Annotated in this window: 22 protein-coding genes and 3 pseudogenes; 8 read left to right on the top strand and 17 right to left on the bottom strand. The window is 65.6% G+C overall.

What is annotated here, in order from left to right:
* Positions 1-4: 4 nt before the first annotated feature.
* The 4 genes from ACLIVD_RS16625 to ACLIVD_RS16610 form a co-directional block, all read right to left on the bottom strand.
* The gene (locus ACLIVD_RS16625) at positions 5-655 is read right to left on the bottom strand and encodes a hypothetical protein (RefSeq protein WP_283331807.1); all 651 of its coding nucleotides are present in this window, start codon (positions 653-655) and stop codon (positions 5-7) included.
* A 1,155-nt stretch (positions 656-1,810) separates the two neighbouring features.
* Positions 1,811-2,605 (bottom strand): GvpL/GvpF family gas vesicle protein, encoded by a 795-nt coding sequence (locus ACLIVD_RS16620; RefSeq protein ID WP_283331808.1) that lies wholly within the window; start codon positions 2,603-2,605, stop codon positions 1,811-1,813.
* On the bottom strand, positions 2,602-2,919 hold the full coding sequence (gene gvpJ / locus ACLIVD_RS16615) for a gas vesicle protein GvpJ (RefSeq protein WP_280783773.1): 318 nt from the start codon (positions 2,917-2,919) through the stop codon (positions 2,602-2,604). The genes ACLIVD_RS16620 and gvpJ overlap by 4 nt, the downstream gene beginning before the upstream one ends.
* A gap of 292 nt (positions 2,920-3,211) precedes the next feature.
* Positions 3,212-3,673, bottom strand: a complete 462-nt coding sequence (locus tag ACLIVD_RS16610; protein WP_280783774.1) for an SRPBCC family protein — start codon at positions 3,671-3,673, stop codon at positions 3,212-3,214.
* A gap of 168 nt (positions 3,674-3,841) precedes the next feature.
* On the opposite strand from ACLIVD_RS16610, the gene ACLIVD_RS16605 reads away from it, so the two are divergent.
* The gene (locus tag ACLIVD_RS16605) at positions 3,842-5,128 is read left to right on the top strand and encodes a serine/threonine-protein kinase (protein ID WP_491932710.1); all 1,287 of its coding nucleotides are present in this window, start codon (positions 3,842-3,844) and stop codon (positions 5,126-5,128) included.
* A 705-nt stretch (positions 5,129-5,833) separates the two neighbouring features.
* Positions 5,834-6,022 carry a hypothetical protein gene (locus ACLIVD_RS16600; protein WP_283331810.1) on the top strand — a complete coding sequence of 63 codons (189 nt, stop codon included), beginning with the start codon at positions 5,834-5,836 and terminating at the stop codon, positions 6,020-6,022.
* Between the two features lie 1,143 nt (positions 6,023-7,165).
* On the opposite strand, the gene ACLIVD_RS16595 is transcribed toward ACLIVD_RS16600, so the two are convergent.
* Positions 7,166-7,540 (bottom strand): Ig-like domain-containing protein, encoded by a 375-nt coding sequence (locus tag ACLIVD_RS16595; protein WP_283331811.1) that lies wholly within the window; start codon positions 7,538-7,540, stop codon positions 7,166-7,168.
* 919 nt (positions 7,541-8,459) lie between these two features.
* Positions 8,460-8,764 (bottom strand): annotated as a pseudogene (locus ACLIVD_RS16590) (hypothetical protein).
* 412 nt (positions 8,765-9,176) lie between these two features.
* Here ACLIVD_RS16590 and ACLIVD_RS16585 point away from each other — a divergent pair.
* Complete coding sequence (locus ACLIVD_RS16585; protein WP_283331813.1) at positions 9,177-9,983, top strand: TetR family transcriptional regulator; 807 nt, start codon at positions 9,177-9,179, stop codon at positions 9,981-9,983.
* An 836-nt stretch (positions 9,984-10,819) separates the two neighbouring features.
* Here the strand turns inward: ACLIVD_RS16585 and ACLIVD_RS16580 are convergent.
* Positions 10,820-11,070: pseudogene (locus ACLIVD_RS16580) on the bottom strand (superoxide dismutase family protein); the annotation flags it as partial.
* A 309-nt stretch (positions 11,071-11,379) separates the two neighbouring features.
* On the opposite strand from ACLIVD_RS16580, the gene ACLIVD_RS16575 reads away from it, so the two are divergent.
* A complete protein-coding gene (locus tag ACLIVD_RS16575; protein ID WP_283331814.1) occupies positions 11,380-12,069 on the top strand; it encodes a ZIP family metal transporter in 690 nt (229 codons plus the stop codon).
* 1,026 nt (positions 12,070-13,095) lie between these two features.
* Here the strand turns inward: ACLIVD_RS16575 and ACLIVD_RS16570 are convergent.
* The 4 genes from ACLIVD_RS16570 to ACLIVD_RS16555 form a co-directional block, all read right to left on the bottom strand.
* On the bottom strand, positions 13,096-13,425 hold the full coding sequence (locus tag ACLIVD_RS16570; RefSeq protein WP_283331816.1) for a hypothetical protein: 330 nt from the start codon (positions 13,423-13,425) through the stop codon (positions 13,096-13,098).
* 489 nt (positions 13,426-13,914) lie between these two features.
* The gene (locus ACLIVD_RS16565; protein ID WP_283331817.1) at positions 13,915-14,913 is read right to left on the bottom strand and encodes a DUF2855 family protein; all 999 of its coding nucleotides are present in this window, start codon (positions 14,911-14,913) and stop codon (positions 13,915-13,917) included.
* A gap of 164 nt (positions 14,914-15,077) precedes the next feature.
* The gene (locus tag ACLIVD_RS16560; protein WP_283331818.1) at positions 15,078-16,748 is read right to left on the bottom strand and encodes an AMP-dependent synthetase/ligase; all 1,671 of its coding nucleotides are present in this window, start codon (positions 16,746-16,748) and stop codon (positions 15,078-15,080) included.
* Positions 16,745-17,728, bottom strand: a complete 984-nt coding sequence (locus ACLIVD_RS16555; RefSeq protein ID WP_283331820.1) for a phosphotriesterase family protein — start codon at positions 17,726-17,728, stop codon at positions 16,745-16,747. Before ACLIVD_RS16555 ends, ACLIVD_RS16560 begins: the two co-directional genes overlap by 4 nt.
* A gap of 65 nt (positions 17,729-17,793) precedes the next feature.
* Here ACLIVD_RS16555 and ACLIVD_RS16550 point away from each other — a divergent pair, with 65 nt between their 5' ends.
* The gene (locus ACLIVD_RS16550; RefSeq protein ID WP_491932709.1) at positions 17,794-19,041 is read left to right on the top strand and encodes a PucR family transcriptional regulator; all 1,248 of its coding nucleotides are present in this window, start codon (positions 17,794-17,796) and stop codon (positions 19,039-19,041) included.
* A 177-nt stretch (positions 19,042-19,218) separates the two neighbouring features.
* Here the strand turns inward: ACLIVD_RS16550 and ACLIVD_RS16545 are convergent, their stop codons facing one another.
* Entirely contained in the window at positions 19,219-20,028 is an 810-nt protein-coding gene (locus tag ACLIVD_RS16545) for an SDR family oxidoreductase (RefSeq protein ID WP_283331822.1), read from the bottom strand.
* An 818-nt stretch (positions 20,029-20,846) separates the two neighbouring features.
* On the opposite strand from ACLIVD_RS16545, the gene ACLIVD_RS16540 reads away from it, so the two are divergent.
* Positions 20,847-21,248: a hypothetical protein gene (locus ACLIVD_RS16540; protein ID WP_491932708.1), complete on the top strand. Its 402-nt coding sequence runs from the start codon at positions 20,847-20,849 to the stop codon at positions 21,246-21,248.
* 46 nt (positions 21,249-21,294) lie between these two features.
* Positions 21,295-21,819 carry a Clp protease N-terminal domain-containing protein gene (locus tag ACLIVD_RS16535; protein WP_283331824.1) on the top strand — a complete coding sequence of 175 codons (525 nt, stop codon included), beginning with the start codon at positions 21,295-21,297 and terminating at the stop codon, positions 21,817-21,819.
* Positions 21,820-21,829: 10 nt separating this feature from the next.
* Here ACLIVD_RS16535 and phoU read toward each other — a convergent pair.
* The 4 genes and pseudogenes from phoU to ACLIVD_RS16515 form a co-directional block, all read right to left on the bottom strand.
* Positions 21,830-22,479: pseudogene (gene phoU / locus ACLIVD_RS16530) on the bottom strand (phosphate signaling complex protein PhoU).
* Positions 22,480-22,536: 57 nt separating this feature from the next.
* Positions 22,537-22,929, bottom strand: coding sequence for a DUF6308 family protein (locus tag ACLIVD_RS16525; protein WP_283331825.1), 393 nt, complete (start codon positions 22,927-22,929; stop codon positions 22,537-22,539).
* 123 nt (positions 22,930-23,052) lie between these two features.
* Positions 23,053-23,238, bottom strand: coding sequence for a hypothetical protein (locus ACLIVD_RS16520; RefSeq protein WP_283331826.1), 186 nt, complete (start codon positions 23,236-23,238; stop codon positions 23,053-23,055).
* A 78-nt stretch (positions 23,239-23,316) separates the two neighbouring features.
* Positions 23,317-24,129, bottom strand: a complete 813-nt coding sequence (locus tag ACLIVD_RS16515; RefSeq protein ID WP_491932706.1) for a hypothetical protein — start codon at positions 24,127-24,129, stop codon at positions 23,317-23,319.
* A 172-nt stretch (positions 24,130-24,301) separates the two neighbouring features.
* On the opposite strand from ACLIVD_RS16515, the gene ACLIVD_RS16510 reads away from it, so the two are divergent.
* On the top strand, positions 24,302-24,985 hold the full coding sequence (locus ACLIVD_RS16510; protein WP_491932705.1) for an Rv1733c family protein: 684 nt from the start codon (positions 24,302-24,304) through the stop codon (positions 24,983-24,985).
* A gap of 115 nt (positions 24,986-25,100) precedes the next feature.
* On the opposite strand, the gene ACLIVD_RS16505 is transcribed toward ACLIVD_RS16510, so the two are convergent.
* The gene (locus tag ACLIVD_RS16505) at positions 25,101-25,346 is read right to left on the bottom strand and encodes a hypothetical protein (RefSeq protein ID WP_283331828.1); all 246 of its coding nucleotides are present in this window, start codon (positions 25,344-25,346) and stop codon (positions 25,101-25,103) included.
* Positions 25,347-25,485 lie beyond the last annotated feature (139 nt).

Here is a 25,485-nt window from a genome sequence, read left to right as displayed (position 1 = left end):
CTGATCACTTCCGGGTGCGTCGTCGTACGGGTACAGAATCGGTCGTCGCCTTCGCGCGCGTCCTGCGGGCCCTGGCTCGGGCCAGATCGTCTTCCTCGTCGTCGTCCTTCGACGACCGCGACCGGGACCGGGTGGGCCGGGAACTACCGCCACTCGACGAGCGGCGGCGCGGGGCCGGCCGCCTCCGGCCGCGGGGCGCCTGTTCGGAATCGTCGTCACCGGTCTCGTTGTCGCCCTCGTCATCGGGTTCGCCTTCGTCTTCCGCGTACGCCTCGCCCTCGTACTCGTCCTCGGGTTCCTCGACACGGGCCCGCTTGGACTTCTTCTTCCCGCCCACAGCCTTGCCGAGGCCGCCGACCAGGTCCTCACCCGACTCCAGCCGGGTGTTGAGCGAGTCGATGCGCTGGCTGGCCGCAGTCACCGCGGCCGCCTTCACCGCGTTCATCAACTCCTTGCGCACCGTCACACCGAGCTTGGCGACCTCGGGAGAATCGGCGAGCAGCTTGCGGCCCTCGTTGAGAACACCCAGCGACCCGGTGGGAAAACGTCTGCTGGCTCCGAACCCGGCGAGCATCAACGCCAGCTTCATCTTGTGCGTACGGCCCAGCATGTAACCGGCACCCACCGCCATAGCCATCTGACCCTTGCCTGTCATCGCCCAACCCCTTGTTGTCGAGAAGATGTGGTGCACCTCGGCGCCGGCGTCGGCGAAAAGGATGGGGGCCGTGGTCGGTGGGTGGTGCCTTCGTTCCCGCCGACTACCCCGGGCTGGCGACACTCAATCTGCGCGAAGCCCTCGAGTTCCGGGAGGGCGGAGGCGAACGCGCCGTCGTGTTCGGCGAGCAGTTCGTTTCGTCACCGCGTCACGATCGGACAGGACCGCACCGAATGACCGTGGGATCTGCCGGTCCTCGGGATACCCGTGTACCGCGGTTGTCTGTGGGTACCCGCTGAATACGCTGCCCGCGCCGCGAAGGCGGACCGGGCAGCCAGCCCCGCTCCGGCCGCCGAACCCCTTCGGCCGGCGGGGCGCCCCGTCGCGAGCGGACCGAGGTCGAGTGCTCGCCCACCCCGACCTCGGCCGCGCGCGGCCACGGCCCTCTCACGTCGTGGATCACGCAAATACACGCGAGAAGCACATGCGCCGACTTTTGAAGTCACCCCCATTTCCTAAATCGATTGCCCAGGAACATCATGGGCGGTTGTTAAATTCATAATGTGATAAATTCGCTTTTCGCGAAACGCTCCTCGTTCTGAGCGCGATAGGCATCGCAAGCGGGGATCGACGATCCCGTGGATTCAGCACCAGGAAAGGCGCGGATTCTTATGGGTTTGCAGGAATCGACTTCATCGTCCCGTTCGAGGTAGGTGGCTGAGCGCCGCCTTCGGCGACGGCATCGGACCGAGTAATCAGGCCGCGGTGGCCCGGCTCACCTGAGGGCGTCCGGGCCACCGCCCTGATCAGCACGATCACCGGCCAGGTCCCCCTGTCCTGACCGCCATCCTAGGCCGTGAGATGGGGCTCGGTCTGCGGGGGGTGCTCGGTCGGCGGGCGACCGGGCAGTCGAGTCGACATTGCCTCCCCGAAATCGGGCCGGTCGAACACGGAATAGCCTTGCGCGAAGCGTGGTTCGAGAAGGTGGGCCTCCTAATGTCTACACAAGTTTTGCCAACATCGGATATCCGAGAGTCCCGTGTCTGCATATTCATCTCACCGTGCACGAGAGTGACCGGTCTCGGAAATTCCCGGCCGCATGGACAAAGGAGGTGAACACCGACTCTTCGAATCCTGCACGCCGGAGATCCTTCGTCAGTCCTCCCGCTTCGGTCTCACCACAAAGTCGTAGGGGGCCGTGGGACCGAGCACCCGCATGGTGACCCGGTTGTCCCAGCGTGCGGCCAGGTCCCCGACCGTCTGCTCGAGTTCCTCTTGTCGGTCGACCTCGAAGAGAACCGCGATCTGCACGGCATCCTCGTCGTGGGTGGGTTCGCGGACGGTGACGGTGTCGGTCAGCGGTGACAACGCCTCGAGCGTGGTGCGGGTGTCTGTCTCCCGCGTGTCCTCGAGGCTGTGGCCGATGAGCTCGCCCAGAGGAATCCGGGCATCGCGGGTGAGCTCCTCGGGCTGGTCGCGGATCGTTTCGAGCAGTGCGGACGCCTCCGGGCTCTCGTCGACGATCTCCCGCACGATGCTCTCCTCGACGTAGCGGCCCTTGATCATGTATTGGGCGAAGCCCTCGAGCTCATTGAGGGCGGAGGCGAACTCGTCGTGATGTTCGGCGAGCAACTCGCGGATTACCGCGTCACGATCTGACACGACTGCACCGAACCGCAGCGGCAGCACCGGGGCGACGTGCGCGGTGCCGTCGAGAATGTGGGCGTGGGCCTGCAGGTCCGCGGGGGCGCCGAGGCGTTGGTCCGGGTCGATCTCGCTGACCAACGCCGCGATGTCGCCGTGTTTGACGATCTCGATCGGGGCATCGTGGACGCCGGCGGCGTCCTTCTCGGGTTGCACGTCCGCGGGCACGATGCCGTACACGTAGATCACGGCCGCCGAAGCACCCTCGTCGGTGTCGTGGTCGGCGGTGTCGTCGGCGGAGGTCATTTCCGCCTCCGGCGGGGTGCCGGTTCGCGGTCGCTTCCGGATCCGCCGAGCAGCTCACCGAGCGTCTCCCCCACGCCCTCGAGGACGCCCTTGGTCTTGGACTTCGTACTGCCGCTGCCCTTGACGTCGGACACGAGGTCGGACAGGCCCTTGGGTTCGCTGCCGATCGCCAGTCGGTTCGCCGCCTCGGCGAAACGCAGGTAGGTGTCGACGCTCGCGACCACGATGCGGGCGTCGATGACCAAGCCCTTGTCCAAGATGGTGTCGATGACGTCCGCCAGGCTGCTCGAACTCGGACCGCCCGCTGTGGTCATCGCTTCGCTCCTCGCTCCCCGCCACCACCCACCCCGGAACTTGTCGTGTGCGGTCCGCTCGGCGCCCCGGCCGGGCTCGCCCCCGCGCGGGCATACCCCGAAAACGGATGCCCGCGCGGGAACTACCGGACTTCCCGCAACGGCCGCAGTTCGATCCGCCAAAACCGCTGGAGCCTGGGCGATTCGGCCCGTGCGAAACGGTCCGACCCCAACCGAGACTGGTAGCCGCTGCCGATGACCACGCCCCCACGGGGCCGTGGCGGTTTGGAGGGAGCACCTCTTCCGGGTGTTGTCAGGGGGTGGGGCGGTCGACGTCGCCGCGCCAGCCGCCGGTTTCGGCGCCGCGCTCTTCGATGAAGTGCTTGAACTTCTTCATGTCGGCCTTGACTCGGTGGCTGAGGACGCCGAGTTTGTCGGCGGCGTTCTCGACGAACCCGTCCGGGTCGATGTCCATCTGCGCGGTCACCCGGGTGTGGGCGTCGTCGAGACGGTGGAAGGTGATCACCCCGGCATGATCAGGGCCGGCGTCCGAATGCCATGCCACCCGCTCGTCCGGATGCTGTTCGGTGATGGTGGCATCGAACTCACGGATCTGCCCTGCGATATCGAGAACCCAATGCGTGTGGGTGTCGTCGAGCTGACGGATCTCTCGCACGCCCTCCATGAACTTCGGGAACGTCTCGAATTGCGTCCACTGGTCGTAGGCGACCCGGACCGGAACATCGACGTCGACCTCTTCGGTGATTGTGCTCATGCCCCCTCGCGTACCCGGCTCTCGCCGATCCCACACGAAAGCCGCGTGCATTCGGACGGACTGGGTGCCCACGGGGACGCCCACAGGGTTGGCGTGGAAAGCGGGCGAGTACCGACCAGGTCGGCGGCGTGGTTACCGGACGGTGGCCGCGCCAACTAGCGTGAACGTATGTCGGTGTCGGTGATTCTCGCAGGTCGGTACGAGCTGCGTGAGGTGCTGGGCCGCGGCGGAATGGCCGACGTGTACGACGGGTGGGATCAGCGCCTGGTCCGGGCGGTCGCGGTGAAGGTGCTGCGCCCGGAAATGGCCTCGGTACCGCAGACCCGGCGGCGTTTCGAGTCCGAGGCGCGCCTCGCCGCGACACTGAACCACCCGAACGTCGTCGCCGTCCACGACAGCGGCGACGACCACGGTGCCCCGTACATCGTGATGGAACGCCTGCCCGGACGGACCCTGCTCGACGACCTCCGCGCCGGCCCGCTCCCCGCACCGCGAGCGCGGACCATTCTCGCCCAAACCCTCGACGCCCTCGGTGCCGCACACGCGGCGGGAATCCTGCACCGGGACATCAAACCGGGCAACATCCTGTTCGACGCCGACGGCACCGTGAAGGTCACCGACTTCGGCATCGCCAAAAGCGCCGACACCGACCACACCACCGCCGGAGAGGTCCTCGGCACCGTCGCCTACCTGAGTCCCGACCGCATCACCGGACACCCCGCCACGGTGACCGACGACCTCCACGCGGTCGGTGTCGTCGGCTACGAGGCCCTCGCCGGACACCGCCCCTTCACCGGGGACACGATCATGTCGCTGGCTCACGCGATCGTCAACGGTCAATACGAACCGCTCGCCGCGGTGCGCCCCGACCTCGATCCGACGCTGATCGCCGTGATCGAGCGCGCCCTCAGCCGCGACCCCCAGCAGCGGTTCGCCAGCGCGGCGCAGATGCGTGCGGCCCTCACGAATCCGCGCAAGATTCCCCCAACCCGGGTGTTCACCCCCGTCCCGGTCGCCGCTGATCCCCCGCCTCCACCCGCACAGCCGCGACGGTCACCCGGTACCGGGGTGATCATCGCCGCGGTCGCGGCAGTACTGGTGGCTATCGCGCTGCTGGCACTGGCCGTCGCGTCGCAGGACGAGGGCAGCACCATAGGGTCGACCTCGGTCCTGTCGCCGTCCGCTCCCACCCCGAGCAGCAGCCTCGCCCCGGCAGCGCCGCCGCCGGCCACGATGATCAGCACGGAACCGATCGCCCCGGCACCGGACATTGTCGCGCCGGACGACACCGCACCGGGCGGAGGCGCGGGCACCGGCGGCGGGAACGGCAACCAGGGCGGCGGCAACCGAGGCAACGGCCAGGGCGGTCCGGGCAACGGGAACCAGGGAAACGGCAACGGAAACGGCAACGGGGGCAACAACGGTGGCGGCCGCGGCAACGGCGGCGGGAACTGAACGGACCGCCCACGCACTTGCCTCCACCACGAGGAATGGACATCGCCGCTTGCTGGGGCGTCAGAATGGAAGATGAAACCTCATCGCACCCAAGGTGACGCCTGGCCTGACCCTGGCCACCGAATGGCACCGACGCTCGGGATCCACACGCTCATAGGCGATTCCCTCACGGTCGTCGTGCTGACGTATCCTCACCCGTCCCCCGGACATCGACCAACCCCCGTTTTCGGGCACACCGTTCCACCATCGACGAGCACAAAGGGTGGGTCGTCGAGTCTCGTCGATTTTCTACATCGGGCGGCACTCCACCCGGACCCGCCGGACGCCCTCGGCGCATCTCACCAGTGGCCGAGATTGCCTTGCCAGAGTGCCACGAGGATGTACAGCGCAACAGCCAGTGGATAGTACAGATTCAGATTGCTCATCAACGATCACCTTCACGAGGGGCCTCTCGACATTCCCTTGCCCCACCCGGATCGGGTACCCGCGTCGATGCGGCGGTACGCCTGCCACGCCGCTCACCTCACTGGTCAATCCCGCCGCCGCATCGGCGGCTTCCTTCCCACGTCCGAGTAGAAGTACCGCGTGCAACGAAGGACGCCGATGGGCTCGGTCCGGGTTGGGGCGCACGTGAGCTGGGCGTATTGGGTGGCACACCGAGCGTCGAGGTGCGCCGCATGGCAAACGACCGACACGGAGGTAACGATGAACAGACCGCTGAGCGGCCCGGGACGCGATGAGGACCCGCGGCGCATAGAGCCTAGGGTCGACGAGCGCCCTGTCGACGACCAGCCTGCCGCTGTCGAGGAACGCGTGGTCACCAGGCGGGCGCGCACCAGCGCGGCCGCGGCCTTCGCGCTCGCCTTCGGGGTGGCCGCGTCGTGTGTGTGCTGATTGTGATCCTGTCCCCGGTCGGGCTGCTGGGCATCATAGGGTTGATCCTCGGAGTGATCGGCCGGCGGGCTGCCGCCAGGTGGGGATCACCGGCAAGGGGGTGGCGGTCGTCGGCCTGGTGCTGAGCGCGCTGGCGATCGTCATCTCGATCGCCTTGCCGCAGGGGTGGTCACCGTCCTCAGCAACGACAGCGCCGTCGACCGGATCGAGCAGGAAGTGGACAAGATGCGCGACAATCTCTCCGACAACGTCGAGGTCCCTCAGCCCTGTTACCGCCCACCACATCGTGAACCGAGTACCGACTCGAGCAGTCCACCGAGGAGTGAGGACTCATCTGCCCTCGATCCCTTTGTTATCCGAACGCGCGTCGGCAGCGGTCGATCATGTCATCGGCACGGCGCCGGAAATCGGTCACGTCCGCGCCCTCGAGTAGCTCACCGAGGACGTCGAGTTCGGTGAGCCACCAGCCCTTCTCTTCGATGCCGCCCTCCCGGCTGGGGCAACAGTGGCTGAACTGCAGAACCGACCGCGAGCGACCGTCGCCGGTGATGTCTCACCGCAGCACGATTGCCCCGCTCGCATACTCGAGCAGACTGGGCGCCTGAAGACGGCACGCCATGTCCCCTGTCTGCGCACGCGGGATGCAGCAGGCAGAGGACCCGCCACACCTCGTCACGCTCGTGGTGCAAACGGCGCTCGAGATAGCCGACAGCGCCCACTTTCGGTGACGGTGACTGTATCGGTCATCGGTGGACATCTTCCGCGCCCGGCCTTCGGATCAAAGCAAGTCTTTCGTCGCGACTACCCAGGTACGCACACGCTTAACCGAGCTCTGCCACGGTCTGGTCGACTTTCAGGGCGGGTATCTTCCAACCCGAAGTGATCGCCCAATTGCCTGTAGCGGTGCGCGCCGCGCAGGACAGTAGCTACAGCGTGGGTTGTGTGCTGGCCGACACGATTTCGTCGCGACGTCGATGGTCGATGGCTGATAATTTCAGCTCCCGAGTTCTGGATGTGGGTGTTCGACCTCGTTACCGCCGCTCCGTTGCGGTATGCCGACTTGGCGCACACGCAGGCGATCCTGGGGACCCGGCGGGGACCGACGAGCAGGCGTTCAGAGGAACGGCTTTGTAAAGGAATCAGTCAACCGATTGGGAGGCAGATCGAGCCAAGATTCAGTCCGGTTGCCACGGTGACGGCTGTGCTGCCCTCCGAGTTGTTGAAGCCTGCCGCTGCTTTGAATTTTGCGCTGATGACGTGCGCGCCTGGCGCGTTGAAGGTGTGGTTGGCGGTCGCGGTGCCGTTCATGACGACGGCGGCGGGAACGATCACGGTGGGGCCATCCTTGAACTCCACCGTGCCAGCGGCGTTTACAGGCGTTACCTTCGCGGTCAGCGTGACCGGACAGGTGGTCGCGACGGTCCCCTGCACGGACACAGTCGTCGTGGTATCGGCCGCTGCTGCGGCGGGTGGAGCCACCAGCACCATCACCGAAGCAGCGGCTCCCAGGGTGAACATTGCCGCTCTCCCCCGTGGGGCCGGGCGGCGTGGCATGTGCGTGCCCTGCCCTGCCGAACCCGAACCGATACTTGAACTTACGAATGTGATCATGACCGTGCTCCTTCAATTCGCGCTTGTGTGACACGCGAAGCGGACGACCACGCATCCGAAGTTTTGACGGCCGCCCGGACCGCTGATTTTGACGCTACTCGTAGCAGGCATTTGCCATCAATACCCGACAACAGACTGCTTGGCCGCCAGAGTTTCGGCCCACACCACTTCCGTGGTTCACCGAGGTGTTATCCGATCGGGCGCCCTCACCGGCCCGGTGCATGGCGGGGTAGGCCCGATTCGCGCCAGCAACGCTGGCACAGACGATTCGGCGGCGCGCGCCCAGTCCACCAGGGGTCTCACGCCACGCCGGATCGCCCCCTTCCCCTCCCTGAAGCACCGGGGGGATCACACATTTTGAGCAGTCGTCCATTTTCCTTTTTGATCGCTCGTCCACCTGAATTGGTCTTTTGTTCAGTGTGAAGGGGTGCAGTCTCCCGGACTTTCCATGCGATATGCAGCCTGCTTCTGATTTCGGCTCGAGCTCAACTTCCAGACCGCTGCGTTTGGGCCTGAGGGTACGGAAAAACGCCCACGGGGTTCGGGATGGGAAGCGCGATCGCCTTCTGCTTCGGCGCACGGCCGTTCTTCTTCCACCGGCAGCATGGCGGTGAGGTAACCCAAATTCAGTCGGACCCACAGGGACAAGGTCTCGGAATGGTCCTCTTGCCTCCAGAGTCAGACTACCCGGCAGATCCTGGCGTGCGCGGGTCGGCGCTGAAGTCGTCGGTGTCGGCAAAGATCGGCGTCAAGAGCGACAGTCCACGATGCACCAGCGCCCAGGCATGCCCGCGCTGCTCCGTGTCGGGCAGCTCGTGACACCACGTCAGGCGAAATCCCCGTCCCCGATATCCCGATGCACCAGTTCGAACCATGCACTGGTTCCGCCGCGGATGTGCGGATCCGGGTAACGCAATGCCAGGCGTTGCCCGTCGAATGCGGTAAACCATTCATGCCAGGAAATGTGCTCGAGTCCCACCGCGTGACCGGGGACGGCAATGCGCAGGACACCGGCGCTACCGGCGGTGGCCGTGTACGCCGTCCGCGCCGGTGAGCCGTGGTGCCCTTCGACCAACGGCGAATCTCGTCATGATCAGTGGTGATGTGGCGGTGTGAACTCTGTATGGTCATCGATCGGTTCCTGGTTGGCAGCCCCCGGCAAGGGTTCTCGCTAGGGATAGATGGATTCCCGGCTTACCCACAACAGCAAGAGACGAATCGACATCGACTCAGCCGCAGAGTTAGATCACTTCCCTTAGGTAGCGTCCTAGCGGGATCCAGGTCGTGCTGGCCGACGGGGTGGATCATCCACGAGTGCTTAGAGCGCCGAACCAACGGTGACATCCGCAGTTGTTGAGAGGAGAATGAAACAGACCAGTCGGACTCTGTTCCGGCGTTGTTGCGCGCGGCGGGAGCCGTGCACGGAGAGCGGGGTGCCGCACAGCGTTCCCGATTCCCGTGCCGCCAGCACGCTCGTCCCGGCCACGCGGGATCCGGGTCCGGATCTCGGGTAGTGCGGTCGCCTCGTCTGAGGTGATCAGTGATGCAGAAGAGGGCGGAAGTCACTCGTGCGGCGCTGCTGCAGGCAGCGGCAGTGGTGTTCGCCCGAGTCGGGTATGCCCATGCCCGGCTGAACACGATCACCACCAGCGCTCACGTCAGCAAGGGCGCTCTCTACGACCACTTCAACTCCAAGGAAGAACTCGCGCGCGCAGTCATCGACGCCGGCAGCGCCCGCTTCACGATCGCGTGCAACCCCTTCCGCACCTCCCACATTCCCGCGTTCGAAGCACTGATCGGCATCTCGTGCACCCTGCTCGATCCTGTCGTCAACGACGCCACGGTCCGAGCGGCGTTCCGCCTGATCACCGAAGTTCCCGACCGTCCAGATACCGGCACGCCGCTGCTCACCACCTGGCTGTCCGACTACCAACAACTCGCCCGCCGCGCCATCGCCGAAGGCGACCTCCACCACGACGATCCCGACGCCATTGCTCTTCTCCTGGTCGAAACCCTCTCCGGAGCCCGCCTACTGGCCGCAGCCACCGGGCACCTCGACGATCTGCCCGTCCGGCTGACCACAACCTGGCACCTGCTTCTACCCGGCCTGGTCGGTCCCACGAGCATCGACTACTTCCGTCAACTTCTCACACGGCAGATCGCCCGTGTCGGCCACCGCGGCACGACACCACCACCGGCACCCAGCGCCCCACCACAGTCGATCACGGGCGAGATCGTCCCCGCGAAACCGCCACGGAGGGACGCGCGGCGAGCCGCCGGAATTAGCTCGTCGCGCAGCCCACGGTCAACGTCCACTTCGCGCACCCTCCAACCGAAACCCGTTCGGTAGGAACCTAGCTGAACGCCACCCGCATCGGCGGCACGAATGCCGCACACCGAACCAGGGGAACCTGCCAGAAGCCCCTCAGGCAGGTTCGCCCGTCCAGTGTTCAGAATCCGGGATGCTGTCGCACGGAACGGTCGGCTGATGGGAACGCTCAGCAGTGGCCGAGATTGCCCTGCCGCAAAGCCGAGATGGTGTACAAGACGATGACCAGCGGATAGTACAGATTGAGCACCACAGATTGAGCACCGCACTTCTCCTCCAGGAAAGGGAGGGCGAGAGGTTGTTGCCCCGCCGAAGTTCGACGTACCCGACCTGCCGACGAGTACACGGCCACAGCTGCCTCCGTGTCATCGGTCGCTGCATTCTGCGCGGACAGCATCGTGCTGCCCGTCGGTGCCCGAAGCCACAACCACCGCGTGCCCGGATCACGCGTGTCCAACCGGGACGCGGTGGCCCGACCAGTTTCGTTATCGGTGGTGTGGGTGCTGACGGTCCGTCGGCGAATCTGCGCACACGGGACTCGGTTCGACTGTGAGGAGGGCGGAGCACGTCAGCACGACCGCCGTGACCGGAGATGTCAGAACAACCTCGTCTCGACGCCGCCTGGGACGCCAAGAACTCGAGACGGGGTCACGCCCCCGCTCACGGGCACGACGGGACGCACCCGCCGCAGCGCCGCGGTGGTCGAGTCAGCAAGATAGCCGACCACGACCTGACGTGCGTCTGCATGGCCCCGAGGATGACTCTGTGTCGCAACGTCGTTGACACGTCGGAAGTACGCGGCTGGGGGATCCATATCCATGCCCCTTCGCCTAATCTGCACGACGTCAGCGGTACCTTCAGAAGTCCTCATCGATGCAGGCCAGACATCACCGACCATGCCGGCCTGCCCCGGACCGGTGGTGTGCTGTGCGTGCAGAACCGCGGAGTTGGCTTCTCCGTCACGAAACTTCCAGTGGACGGTCGTCGACGCCTGGGCGTTGCCGTTCGCTTCGGTGGTGACATCGAGCTAGATCTCGTTCTGGGGATTCGCGTAGGCCCGATCCGACGACGGAGCTTCCGGCGTGGCCGCAGGGTCGACGTCGTTCTGATTGCCGGCGGGGTTCTTCACGCGCGGCCGCGAGCGCGGCTGCGTTTCGCAGTCGACCGACTCTCTCGAATTCGTCGAGGACGCGCCTGAGTTGCGGCAAGGGGTGTGGTCGCCTGGCCTCGAGTTCGACCCCTCCGTCGTTCCCAGCGCACAGGAGGCCTGGACACCACGCCGCGACGGAGGATTGAGCTTTCACGCCTCGCCGGCATTCAATGTCCGCCCGCCACGAGCGTCACCCGTCGCTGTGCTCACCGGGCACCCGCTCGGTCGGCCGGCAACGCCAAAGGTCGGCCTCGATACCATCCCCGCATGCTCACTGCCGTGTTGTATGGACTGGGAACTGCATTACCGTTGCTGATCGGGGCCGGCGTCGGCCTGCGATACCACCTGCCCAAACCACTACTCGCCGCGCTGATGGCCTTCGGAGCCGGCACCATGGTCGCCGCGGTCTCCACCGAACTGTTCCAGCCGGCGTTCGAAACCGAAGGAATCTGGGGCGCAGGCGCGGCCCTGTTCGCGGGCGCACTGGTCTACGTCGTCGCCGACCACCTGATCGAGAACAAACTCGGCGCCGGCGCCCTCGGATGGGCTCTGATGCTCGGTGCCCTGCTCGACGGCGTGCCGGAAAACACGGCACTCGGGGTCACCCTCGGCGGCAGCGGCGGAATCGTGCTGCTCGTCGCGGTCGCAGTCGGCAACGTCCCCGAAGCCGTCGCCGGAGCGGCGTCGATGCGCGCCCAACCCGGTTTCAACCGGCCGCGAGCCTTCGCCGTGTGGGCAGCAACCGCAGCGTTACTCGTCCTCGTGGTGATCGGAGCGAACCTGGTGTCCGACCAGATCTCCCACGGTGCGATCGCCACCATCCAGGCCTTCGCCGGCGGCGCGACCATCGCCGTACTGGCGGATTCGTTGATGCCCGAGGCCTACCGGGAAGGTGGTTGGTGGGTGGGCCTGTCCACCGCGTTGGGATTCCTCGTCGCATTCGGTCTTGGAGCATAGACCGAATACGACGGCGTCCTGGCCCTACCGCACCATGGGTGCGGCCGGTGACCGGGGGTCGGGCGGGCCGGTGCCCTGCCGGAACGATCGTGGCTCGCAGCAGGTCCCGGGCTCCCGCGACGGACGCCCTAGCCGAGGCACCCCTCGCCGACCCGGTGTGTACGATCCTGCCATCCCGGCACCTACCAACGGTACCGGTGGAGAACCACACCACGTGACGGTCGATCCGGGCCGGTACCGCGTGGAAGTATGCGGCCGCGGCTTCGTGGCCCTCGGTTGGCCCGGCACGACCGAACCGGGAGATACGTGGCGCCTCCGCTTATGGCCTGCCACGTCCACAACCGATGACCTCCCACCGAGGAAGCTCTGGACCGAGACCGACACCACGACGACTGATGCGGATCCTGCAGAAGCTCGGCCAATCGACGCCTGCATCGGCTTCTCGGACGACACCCCACAGCCCCGAGCTGTCGCCGGATGACGATTTTGCGATCTGGGGAGGTAATCCCCCGACAGCCGAGCTTCTCGCAGCCGGGTCGATGGCACCGAACCTTTGTCTCCTGGACCGGACCGTCGCGGAAGCGATCGCATCGACATCGCCCACCACTCAACGCTCGATTGCCCGGTGGGCTGCCCGGACAGCGATCGATCGAGCGGACCTGAGCAACACGCAATGGGTCCAGGACGGACTTAACGCGCTCGCGGAACAAGTCGCGCTTCCTGCGCCGTTCGCCGGTCTCTTCAATGCGCGGCAGCGGGTCGAGACCGCCCCCGCCCTTCGGCGGTTTCGTGCTCGCGCGACGCCAGCCCTCAGAAACCAGCAGCTCGCGCGGCAAGTCTTCGCTGTCAGTTCACTCACCAGCGCTGGGGCTGCCGATCCCGCGCGGGCGGCCCTGGACGCGACCTACTTCGCGGTAGTCGACGATGAGGACACCCAGCTGTTGTCAGGTGAAATTCGGTCGAAGTTCCTTCCTCGAGAACGTGGCCGGGCCCGTTCGGGTGTTCGGCCGCCCGAGGCGGGCATGTTCATCGCTGGTCCAGGTCCACGGTGCGCTCAGGATGATCGGCCGCGGTCAACGCCCGGTAGTTGTCATTCGACCACTGAATTTCGCGGCGCCGCACCCGGTCGTACTTACGTAGCTGAGTGGCCGTCGTCGTCTCCATCAGCCCCCCGTCCTTGATGAACCCGACCGCCGACCACTCCGCGTTCATCTCACGCGCCACGAACCGGGCCGCGCGACCGGCCGACGGCAACCGCGACGACGCGTTCAACACCGTCTCCAGGCTTGCCGCGGACGCATCCGGCAGCGAATCGGGACTGGCGTAATGCTGGCAACTGCGCCACACAGCAAACATCGAAACTCCTCGAAGTGGTGCGGAAATGCTGTCCCACCAAGTATCTCGGCGATCCGCAGAAACGACGAAGACAGAACGAATCCCTAGGTCGTGACGGATCAGTTTGCGAGCCATTTGACTAACTCAGGCACACGCCCGCCCCCACGACGTCAGGCCGGCGGATCGAGTAAATTTCTACGCCGCGGCTACACGAACCCGGTGCCCATCAGGCTCCGCCCCAGACTCGACGACCACGTCAGGCGCTTCATTAACGACGGGACCATCACGGCACCAGCGATCCGCCACTCGCCGTCGTTGGTTTCCCGAACGACGGCGACGGTCGGGCGCGCGGTGGTGGCGCTACGTCTCGGACGATCGTGGTATCGCCCCGATCGGTATCGATCGGCTCATGGACGAATTCGTAGACGTGCGCGTCGCGGACGGACCCGCTTCGCACACACCGCTCGAACGCGGTGCCGCTTCTCGACTCCCGTCTTGCGTCGAACTCACCTATCGGATGGTCAGGTCGAATACGTGCCCTACTGACGGGTCGGTCGACCCGTTGTGCAGATCGGTGATTACAGCGGGTGCATCATCGAGACCCGAATGCTCGACGAGCATCATCCATGGATGTCGAGGGTCGGCGATCCGCTCGAGGAAGACCCGCTCGTCGCGCAGGTAGCGCTGCATGAAAGAAGGCAATTCTCCCGCTGCCTTGTAGGAGTCAAGTTGCAGCGCAGCGAAGAAGAACACCGGGTCGGGTCCGGGGAGGTCCCTATCCCGCTCTGGAAAGCTGGTGGACTGGGTGGACCCGACCAGGCAGTCGAACGCCAATCGATCGCGGAAGTGCTCGTGAACCCTGCGATGGAGCATGTCGTCGCCGGACAGATCGACGTAGACGGTCGATTTCGACGGATCGATGTCCGTCATTTCTTCGTACTCATAAGTGGCGTCGTAGCATCCCAGTCCCTCGACGAACGACTTGTTGCGCCGCGAAGTTAGACCGATCTTGGGCGTCGCAACGTCGGAGAGGCAATGTGCGATTCCGTAAGCAGTCTTGCTGGAGGCACTCGAGATTACGAACTGCTCAGCTCCGAAATACAGCCGTTCCGCCAGATAGTCCTCGGCTGTGTATGAGGTGATGAACAAGGCGCGGAAGAGCGATATGAGGCTGTCCATACGCGGATCGGGGCCTTGGGGCTGAAATTCGTACAGGTTGTATACCTTGGGAGTGCCTGTGCGGTGGCTGGCGCCGTCGACGAAGCTGCGAGAGGTGACCGCCGTGGGCTTCATCGCCAGGTGGGTCGCGATGGGAAAGTACCCGAATACGCGAGTGCCCAAAGGGATCTCAGATACACGCGACTCGACGATCTCGGCGTACCCCCACGCCGGAATGCAACCATACCCAGACTGGTTCGCGGGAAACAGGTTCCAATATCCAATTGAATCGCCATAGACTGCATAGGTCATGTTGTTGGTCGTCAGCGCAATGCGTTCGATGCGCGCCAAGACCTCTCCGTCAGCCAGCGGTGACGTCGGGAACTCCACGGTCCCTGTCACTCCCAGATCACTCTTCAACGACTCTATGCGAACAATTTGAGCCATGGCTCATGGTCCTTTCATTAATTTCGAGGGGTTGGGTGTTCGTCGCGAGAACGAGTGCGCTAGAGCCGTCATTGGGGACCTGACCGGTCGTACAACTGCTCGATCCTGTCGGCATATTTCTCCATGATCGGCTGACGCCGGAGCTTCATCGTCGGCGTCAACTCCACTCCACCGGGGAGCCACTCTGCATCCACGACGGTGAACGTCTTGATCTGCTCCACTCGGGCCAGGTCGGCATTGGCGCGGTCGATAGCTGAAGCGATTTCGGAGTGCACCTCCGGGTCGTCGGCTGGGCGTCCGGCCAGCGCTTCGGAATCAGGCACGACCAAGGCAACGTTGTACGGCCGAGCGTCACCGATGCACACGACGTGCCCCACGAGTGGCGAGGCGGCCTTCAGGACCGATTCGATGTTCGCCGGTGACATGTTCTTGCCGCTCGCGTTGATGATGATGTCCTTCTTGCGATCGACGATGCGGACGTAACCGTCGTCATCGACCTCGGCCAGGTCGCCGGTGTGCAACCAGCCTTCCTCGTCGAGGGCCTCGGCGGTCCTGGCCGGATCCGCGCGGTAGCCGCGCATCACCATGCCGCCCCGCAGGAGCAGCTCGCCGTCGGAGGCCGTACGCAACTCGACTCCGGGCAAGGGAAGTCCGACCGAACCGGCCTTGATCCTCTCAGGGGGTGTAGCCGTAGCGAGCCCTGCCGTTTCGGACATGCCCCAGACGTCACAGAGCGGCAAACCTAGTCCTGCGAAGAACTCGATTACCGAGGGTGGTGTCGGGGCTGCACCGACGATGCCGAAGCGGCAATCGCCGAGGCCGAAGCTCTCGAGCGGGCCGGGTTCGCCGGCATCACGTCGCAACCCATCCCTTTCGATGGCGTCCTTCAGCTTCTCCCAGGTTCGCGGCACTGCCCCGAAGTACGTCGGCCGGACCTCTTTCAGTGTCGCTTGAAGGGCGCGGGGTTCCGGTACGCACGTCACCTCTGCGCCCAAGAGCACCGGCCAGTAGTGGTTGGCCCACCTGTCGCCGATGTGCGCTGCAGGCAGATGGGACACCGCACGTCCGCCGGGCTGCATCGAAAACCGTTCGGTCATCGCGCACAGGACTTGCAGCACATTGGCGTGGGTGAGCTCAACGCCTTTCGATGGACCCGTCGTCCCAGAGGTGTAGATGATGGTGAGCAGGTCCTCAGGATCGACGGCGCGCCAAGACTTCTCGACATTGATTCCATTTCCAAGGGGTGCCTCGAGTTCCTCCAATCTGAGGACGCCGTCGATATCTGAGTCGGCATCGACGAGGACGACGTGCTCGATGTTTGTCATACCCAACTTCACCTGCTCCAGGAAGCGCCGCTCGGTAACGACGACCCGTGGGCCGGCGTTGGCGCAGACCTCCGCGATCTGTTTGGGAGAAAACGTGTTGTACACCGAGAAGGGCGTTGCGCCCAGATGCAGGGCCGCCATGTCGACGATGTGGAACTCGGGTCGATTGGTCAGCATCAGCGCAACAGTGTCCCCGCGCTCTACGCCCAACGCCGCAAGGCCGGAGGCGACGCACCCCACTCTCTCGGCGTAATGTCGCCAGGTGAGCACGACCCCGCCGCCCGAGGTTCGCAACGCCACCTCGTCGCCTCTGGCCCGCACAGTCGTCTGAAAGGCTTCACACAGCGTAAAAGCAGAGAGGGCGGGGATGTCACGGCCTTGCTGTCGAGGTTCCGGCGTCGTTGCATTCATCATGACCGCGCCTCGAAGTATCGACGCGGATTATCGATCAGCATCGTTCGGATCTGCTCGTCGCTGATGCCGCGCTCCTCGAGAGCCGGCAGCACGTCCTCGAGGATGTGCAGGTAGTGCCAATTCGGCAGCGCCTTACGTACCTGTTGCTGCATCATCTCTCCCGAGAAGTAATCCATGTAGCAGGCCACGTCCTGGGAAAGGACGATGCTGTCGACGTAGCCTTGACGACACAACGTTGCGAGTGTTTCGATCCGGTTGGGGTCCGGATTGAAGACGTCGATTCCGAAACGATCGCAACCGATGACGGCGCCTTGGTCGGCGATCCAACGGAGGTAGTCGAGGTCGTTGGAATCCCCTGCATGACCCACGACTTCCTTACTCAGGTCCACGTCCTCCTCGCGAAACAGGTCCAGCGCGGCGCGGCCAGTTTGGTGCGCCGCATTGGTGTGCACCGTGATCGGCGCGCCGGTCTGTCGGTGGGCCGCGGCGATGGCCTTGGCAACTCGGGTCTGGTCGCGTGTCAACCCACGCTCCTCCACCACGCACTCGAGGAAGGCGGCCTTGACCCCGGTCCCGCCGATACCCTCTTCAATGTCCCGCACGAACATCTCGGTCATCGGCTCCGGCATGTCGAACAGCGCGCCGGGGCCACGGTAGGAGAAGTAGTGCGGGATCTCGTCATAGGTGTAGAGGCCGGTTGCCGCCACGATATTGATGTCGACCTCGGCATTAACCTGCTGGATCCGCGGGATGTCGCGGCCCAGGCCGACCACCGTTGGGTCGACAATCGTGTCGATTCCAGCGCCCTTGAGTGTCTTGAGCTTTGAGATCGCGTCGGCGATCCGCTTATCCTCGTCCCAGTACTCGTCGCCGTAGTTCTGATGCACGTCGGGAGTGAGGATGAAGACGTGCTCATGCATGAGCACCTTCCCCAAGGATGCGAGGTCCCGTGGCCCCCGCACCGTCTCGAGCATGGACATCCGGGACCTCTCGTGTGGGAAATGATTGGCGACCACCAGAGTGTCAGCGCCGTGGGCCTGTGGGAATGGAGCCGCGGACAAGTCTTACAAGGCTTGCGTTGTCGCCGGCTCCAAAGAAGGGACCATCCCGTAGAGTCAGGGCCGTGGCAGCACCGCGTCGGAGGACCGGACAGGACGAAACCAAAAGCATGCTTCTCGAGCTGGTACGCCAGCGGCTGGAGCCGCTCGGCCGGCGGATCGTCCAACGAATGCAGGACGAGATGCCGGCGTACGCCGAGTTGTCGGTCGATGAACTGTTGCCAGCGGCATTGCTGAACATCCAGTTGATGCTGCCCGCCATGTCGTCGTCCCGTTCTTTCACCGATGCCGAAGTTGCTGCATTCGTAGAGCACGGCGAAGCCCGCGCCCGGCGGGGAATCGCAATCGAAGAACTCTTGCGGGGGTGGCGTCTCGGAACCCGGGCCTTGGTCGACGAGATGCTCGACCTGGCGCGTCAGGAGACGTTGGACGAGGGCATCGTGCTCGAACTGACTCGAAACGTTCTCGCGGCCTCCGACGTGGCCATGGTGTTCGCCGCGCGCGGCCACCGCAATGCCGAACTGCTGTGGGACCGGGCAGAACAACAGCGACGAGTCGATCTCTTGCGCAGCATCTTGTCGGGAGCGATCAACACCGCTCAGGTCCGTGAGGACATGGAAGCCCAGGGGCTCGACCCTGATGCGCGGTACCTCGCAATACGCGCCTGCCCCACCCCCGAGATGCCCGCCGACAGCGTGGAAAGGCTGCTTTCCGTCGGGCCGTGGCGCCACGCGCCACGCGGACTTACCGCAATGATCGACGGCGACGTGTGCGGGTTCGTCGACCACGTCCCTGCCGACACCACCGAAGTGTCGGTCGGCGTTGGCCCGCCGACGCTGCTCGACGGTCTACCAACCTCGTTCCGAATCGCCAGCAGAGCCGCTGCGACCGCCGCCGCGTTTGGACTCAGCGGCGTCCACAGCCTCGATCAACTCGGCTTGCTGCCGGCTGTGCTCGCCGACGACGAGGTGGGCGACGAGATGGTCCGGCGCTACGTCGCCCCACTCGACGACGGACAGGGCGGCCCAGACGTTCTGGAGACCGTGCGACAGTATCTCGCCAATCACATGAAGGTGGACGTCACCGCCTCGGCGCTCTTCGTCCACGAAAACACCGTCCGTTATCGGTTGCGCCGCTTCGAAGACATCACCGGCGCAGACTTGCGCGACCCCAGCAGCGCGATCGAGGTGTGGTGGGGTCTACAGCGCTCCAGGATCGCAACCGGACGGACCTGACCCGGGGTTACCGCAGCGCCGTCGGACCGCAACTGCATAGTTCCACTGGACTTGACCGCAGAAGGGCCGAATCGCGGCCAGCAGCGGGATACGCATCCTGCCTCGGGCCGAAGGTCACCACGACCGTGGACGATGAAGATGGGGGGATGTGCGCGACGGGATCAGGTCGACAGGGGGTCACCTCAAGCTCGCCCCGTACCGTTGCATGCCACGGATCCACCGATCCCGATCAACAGTCTTGCGCTGGTGCATTTCGAGTACCTCAGGGTGCGGCAGGATCAGGAACCGCTCCTCGTCAATGGCCGCCATCACTACGTCGGCGGTGTCCAGTGGCGAGAGCACGCCGCCGGCATCGGTGACCGCCCGGGAGGCGACCCGCTCGAGTTCATCGCGTGACTGCATGCCGGCGCGGAGCATGTCGGTGTCGACGCCCATCGGACACACGCAGGAGACCCGCACGCCGGCTGCGCCGTACGTCACCGCGAGCCACTCCGAGAACGCGACCGCGCCGCCTTTGGTGACCGAGTATGTCGCGGAGCCGAGTTGAGTGAGCAAGCCGGCAGCAGAGGCGGTACTGATGAAATACCCTTCGCCGCGCTCGAGCCAGTCAGGCACCAACAGCCGGGCGGCACGCACATGCGCCATTAGGTTCACATCGATGGCGACTTGCCACTCGTCGTCAGTAGCCTCGAGCCCGGGGCCGCCACCGACTCCGGCGTTGGCGAAGTAGAGGTCCACGGGCCCGTGAGTCTGCGTGGCCAATGCGAGCAGGCTGGCAATGTCCTCGGCAACTGAGACGTCCGCGGCGCATGCAACCACGTGATCGACGAACGACTCGGCAAGGGCACAGGCGGTCTCCTGTAGGCGGCTGTCGTCCAAGTCGGTAAGCAGCACGCGGGCGCCACTTTCGAGGAGTCGTTGGGCAAGTGCGGCGCCGATCCCACCGGCCGCTCCGGTCACCACTGCAGTCTTGTTGCGTACATCCATCGGTCACGCCTTCCTTTTTCGGGACTGAATTTCCCGCCCGCGCAACGGCGAATGACCGACGGGGCGGGCACCCACCAGCGTGTGGCCGACGGGCGAGTCGGGTCGTGGCCGGCCGAGAACTGGCGCCGGACCACGATCGAAGTATTAGTCGCGCGGCTCCCCGGCGACGTAGATGACCTGGCCAGATAAAATGCCCTCTCACTGGCGAGGAACGAGAGGAGCCGCGCAGATACACGTTCATCACGGCGTCCCGCTAGTCGACGCGTCTTGAAGCGCAGGTTGGCGCGATGATGCCAGCGTTGTCGACGGGCACCGTCGGGTTCCAAGCGCTTCGGTAACGCGGGTGAGGGAAGCTCCCACTGTAGTATATGAACTTGAATTCAAGACCAAGTTTCCGTTACAATTCGGTCGACGTCAAGGACTCAACACAAACTGATCGACCGCAGCCGCCGAAGGCGAAGCTCGACACTCGTCATTGCTGACCACTCCGTCGTAGAGCAACCGTAGCTGGTTCGCCACGTCGTGAGGGTCTGCGAACCTGGCCTCGGCGGTAAGGGTGAGGGGCAGGTCGGCGAGCCAGTCCCAGGCAGTGCGTAATGCTTTCGCTCCCACACTGCCTGAGAGGGCTTCGGCGTTTGCGTTCGCGAACGGGCACCCGTTATAGACGGGTGAGGTGACCGCTTCGTGGAGCAGCAACTCCGCTTCCCGCGGCGACCATGCTACGGTCGGGCTCCGGCGGGGTGGCGCGCTCATTGCAGCACTGCCACACCGCATCCCGCCTCCTGCAAAACATCGACCCGCCATCTGCACGTTTCGGTATGGCCACCTCCGTGGTATGCCGCATCCAAGGCTGCCGTTGCCGCGTTCAGCGCGAGGGCCTCAATATCGAGCCTGCAAGCTTCGGGGTCGCAGTCAAGTCCGTCCTACCTGGTACCCATCCGACCGCGATCTTCTCGAAGATGGATATCGCTTTCCAGGCTCCGGACGACTACCGCGTCGACATGGATAGATTCTTCAACTACCCGCGGGCGAGTTCGGGTTCCGCACCGGAAGTCACGGCCGACGTGATCTATCGTGCCGTAACCGACGGCTGCTCCGGCCGTCAAGTGGTCGTCCTCGCCGCCGGCGCCGCCCGCACCCACCACCAGAACTGGAGTCGGCACCGAACACCTGCCCGCCCCAGATCTTCGACGCCGGCGGCCCCGGAACGGCAGCACTGACTCTCATGGGGTCTCACCGCCCCGGCACCCGAGAGCAAGCTCGACGGTGCCAGCGCACCGGCAGGCTCCGCCCCGGCCGCGGGGCACATCCCGAACACCGGCGAAGACGAAGAAGGTCCTCGAGGGCAGCCTGCGCCAGACCGCCCTGCTCGGGCACGAGGAGATCGGCACCGAACACCTCCTCCTGGCGCTGCTCGACCACCCCGTCTCCACCGGCGCTCACATCCTCACCGACCTTGCATCCCTCAGCATCGGCGACATGCGTGAGCACCTCAGACGCGAACTGGCCCAGCAGCCCACTCCCGGCCCCGCCCACCGAATCCCCATCCGGCTCAGCGACGACGAATACACCTGCGCCCACGCTGCCGCCCGCACCCCCGGCCAGAACCTCGAAACCTCCGGTCCACGACCGCATCACCGACGCCGTCGAACAACCCGAATAACAGGTTCAATCGGGGGTGAAGAACAGCGCCATCGACACGAAGAACCACACCACCAACGGCACGAACGCGCACACCAACGGGCAGGGCGAAGTCCATGCTCGGATCGGCCGCGGCGATGCGGCCCGTGACGGCGACGACCTACGGGGTCATCTGTTCCCCGGTGACGAGGAAAATCACTCTGCGTCCGACCACGACGGTGTGGTCGCCGAAGCGCTCGTAGAAGCGGCCGAGCAAAGTCACATCGACCGTGGCCGGGATGGTGCCGGTCCAGGCCGGATCCTCGATCAGGGTGAGCAGCCGGCGGTGCAGGTCGTCGAGCTCGTCGTCACGTCTACCGATCTCGGCGGCCAGTTCGGGATCGTGCGTGCGCAGGACCCATTCGGCGAGAGGCCGGCCAACTCGGCCGCCACCCGCCCCATCTGGGAGAGCAACTCCTCCGCCTCACCGGAAGCGACGTGCTCGGGATGGCGGCGGCGGACGCTCTCGGCCACATGCTGCACCAGCCCGCCCATCCGACTCAGATCCGTCACCAGGTGCACACCGGTGACCACCTGACGCAGATCACGCGCCACCGGGCCCTGCAACGCCAACAGCGCCATCGCCAGGTCCTCGCACGGACCGCGCAACTCCTCGATCTGTTCGTTGAGGTCGAACACCCACTCCGCCAGGGGCAGGTCAGCCAGCACCAGGGCCTCGGTCGCCGCCTGGACCGCATCCCCGGCCAGGTGGCACATCGACGCCAACCGGTCGGTCAGCGCGTCGAGCTGCTCGTGAAACTTCATCCGCATGCGCATCATCCTCGTGCACCTGCCGAAGACAGCACCGGGACATCTCATATTTCCCGGTCAGAACGCTCGCCCAGGCCGCGATTCTTCCCCGTCCATCCACGCGATCACACCGAACACCCGCAGTGCGGAGATCTCGTCGGGGAGGCCGGCCTCCTTCCGAGTCGAAAGCCACCGGTGATGCAACGTCCCGTAATCCGCCCATAGCGCCTCCCGCACCGGCTTCAGATGTGCCCGCTCGGCGCCCAGCACCTGGCTGACGACCGAATCCCAGATCGTGTACAGCCGGGGGCGTTTACGGGCGATCAACTTCGTTGCCTTCATCCCGGCCGATCCCCGGCAGCGCCCACAGGGCCGTTTCCAGCTCCCAGGCGGGCCATCCCGGGGCGAGCGGCTCCGGTTCGTCGAAACCAGGTCCCGGTCCGGGCCTATCGCCGTCAGAATGGCATTCAACGCCGCAATTGGTTGACCAGGGATTTCGTACGCGTCAGGGGCAAGTGGGTTCCGTCAACGTCACCGGGCGGTCGCTCGACGGCCCGGCTCGCCAGGAGGAGGCGGATCGGTCCAAACACCTCCTCAGCCCTGCCACGATGTGTCATCTCCCCAGGTGAACGGGGCGTCCCACAGCAGCGGATCAGTGTTCGGCAGGCGCATCTCGATGCCGTCGTGACGGCGGAACAGTGTGGTGGTCGGGCCGACCGAGCGCGGGATACCGCCGTGCCGGCCGCCGCCCTTCGGGCCGATGCCGGGGCGGGAGAACACCAACCACCTCCATGACCAGGGCGGCGCCGGGGGTCGGAGGTGTCAGGGTCGGGTCGGTGTAGCGGTAGGTCGAGCGAATCAGCGCAGGCATGTCATGTCCTTTTTGTCGTAGCAGAAGTGGGCGCGCGAGATCGGCGGCCGTCGAGGGCATCTCGCCGAGGCTGGGCGCGCGGTGTGGTGGTTGGTGCCGCGTGTCGGGCGGCGGGGTCGACGGGTTCGAGCTTGGCGCGGGTGACGACGGTCTGGTCCTGGTCGCGGAACGTTTCGTGGTCCTTGACGGTGGCGCGCAGGATCCGCACCCGCTGGCCGGGTTCGTAGTCGCGCACACCGGTGGCGAACCACTTGATCAGCTGGTTGCCGTCGGTGCGGAGCACCAGGAGGGTCTTGGCGCCGTAGTGGCCGTCGATGATGCGGGAGACGGACGGTCACGGTGGCGCCGAGGTCGGTGACCTTGGCACCGGTCGGGGCGAGGAAACCGGGGACGAGGGTGGCGCGTTCGGCTCGCAGCTGCTGCTGCCGGGCGTAGACCGCCACCAGTGAGGCGGCGATACCCAACGACTTCGCGGACACGTACTCCCCGGCGAGCAGGGTGCGCAGGTTCATCCCGCAATCCCTGGCCGCATCGATGGTCTCGGCGGAGGCCAGGACGCCGTCGATCAGCTCGGGCTGCTCGGCCCGGATCCGGCGGGCCTCCGCCGCGCCGTCGTCGAGTTCGCGGCGCACCGCCGGGTCGCGGATGAATGCCAGTCCCCACACGGCGGTCGCGATGGTGTCCACGGTCACGGGAATCTCGCGGTCACGGGCCCGGGCGCGGGAGATGTAGCCGCGGCCGCCCTCGGAGAACGCGCGGGCGAGGGCGATGGGGTCGAGCGTGTGCAGCGACCGGTCCACACCGGCCGCGAACACAATCTGACGGGTTACAAAGTCATCTCAGCGATGGTCAGATCGGTCGACGCCAGAGCCGACGCGCGACGTCAGGATCATCAGCCGTGTCGAGCCAGAACAGGGACCTACCGTCGTTCGTCACAGGCTGCCGCGCAGCACGCGCTACCCGCAACAGCGTGTGACACCGACTCGGATTCCGACGCACAATCGAGGAAGGAGGAGAAGCGAAGTCCTAACGGGGGTAAGCGATGCGTCCGAACCAGTCAGCACCGGTGCCGGTGCCCACAACGATCCGGTGGTGGCGCCTGCGGCCGTGGAGCCGCAACCACCTGATGCGCAGCAGCGACCGCGTCGAGGCCACCCTGGTCCTGCTCGCCTCGATGCTGGTCCAGCTCATGGTTCCCGTCGCCGCCGCGTTCGGCACCTCAACGCACACCCGACTGCAACACCAAACCGAGGCACTGCGCGCCGACGTGGACCAGGTGCCGGCCGTCCTGCTCGAGGACAGTTATCCCGCACCCGACACCACCGGATACTCCTGCGCGCCACCGGCACCCGGGAAACGGCCCGCGCCCGGTGGCCGACACCCCACGGGGACCGCACCGCCGCAGTGCCCACCCATAGCCCGGCGAAGGCCGGTCAGACGGTCACCATCAGCGTCGACGCCGACGGCAACCTCACCGGCCCCCTCCCCAGCACCCGGGACAACACCGTGGTGGCGGTGACCGCTGGATGCGGAGTCTGGGCACTCGCCGCCGGTGCCATCGTCTTCCCCACCGTCCTCGCACACCTACTGTTGAATCGACACCGCTTGCGGCACTGGGCACACGAGTGGAAACAGTTCGACAAGCCACCGAGATAATCCTCGATATCGGCCGGATATCCGCGAGGGAGGCGGGGCGCCGCACCGCCCACACCGCCCGCGAGTGGTCTACTCAGCGTGAGGACCGCACGGATCACCGAACCGGAGGTCGGTCTCAGCTTTCGTCCGGTGCAACAAGTTCGATGTCACCATCGTCGGCGAACACCAGAGTGCCGTCATCCGTCGCGACGGCCCACCGGCGCACCGGCGCCCCCTCGTGACGGGCACCAGTACCCACTTCTGCGGCGTAGTCGTCGACCACCACACCGGACACCCACGCCGAACGAGCACCGCCGGCCCGGACCCGGACCCGTGCCCCCGGCACGATCGGGCCACGATTCTCCTTCGGCGTGTCGGCCATGGAAATGATTGTGACATCCCCACCCCAGTGGCGCCGGCCGAGCACAACCCCCGCCGGGATGAGTGACAACGTGAGACAAAGCCCCAGCCCCACGAAGACGGCAGTGTGTACCGCAGCCCGCTCCCTGCACCACCGCGCC

This window comes from Rhodococcus sp. G6(2025) (assembly GCF_058628105.1).
Note: the sequence above shows the minus strand (reverse complement) of the source record. Positions and strands in the feature narration are given on the sequence as shown.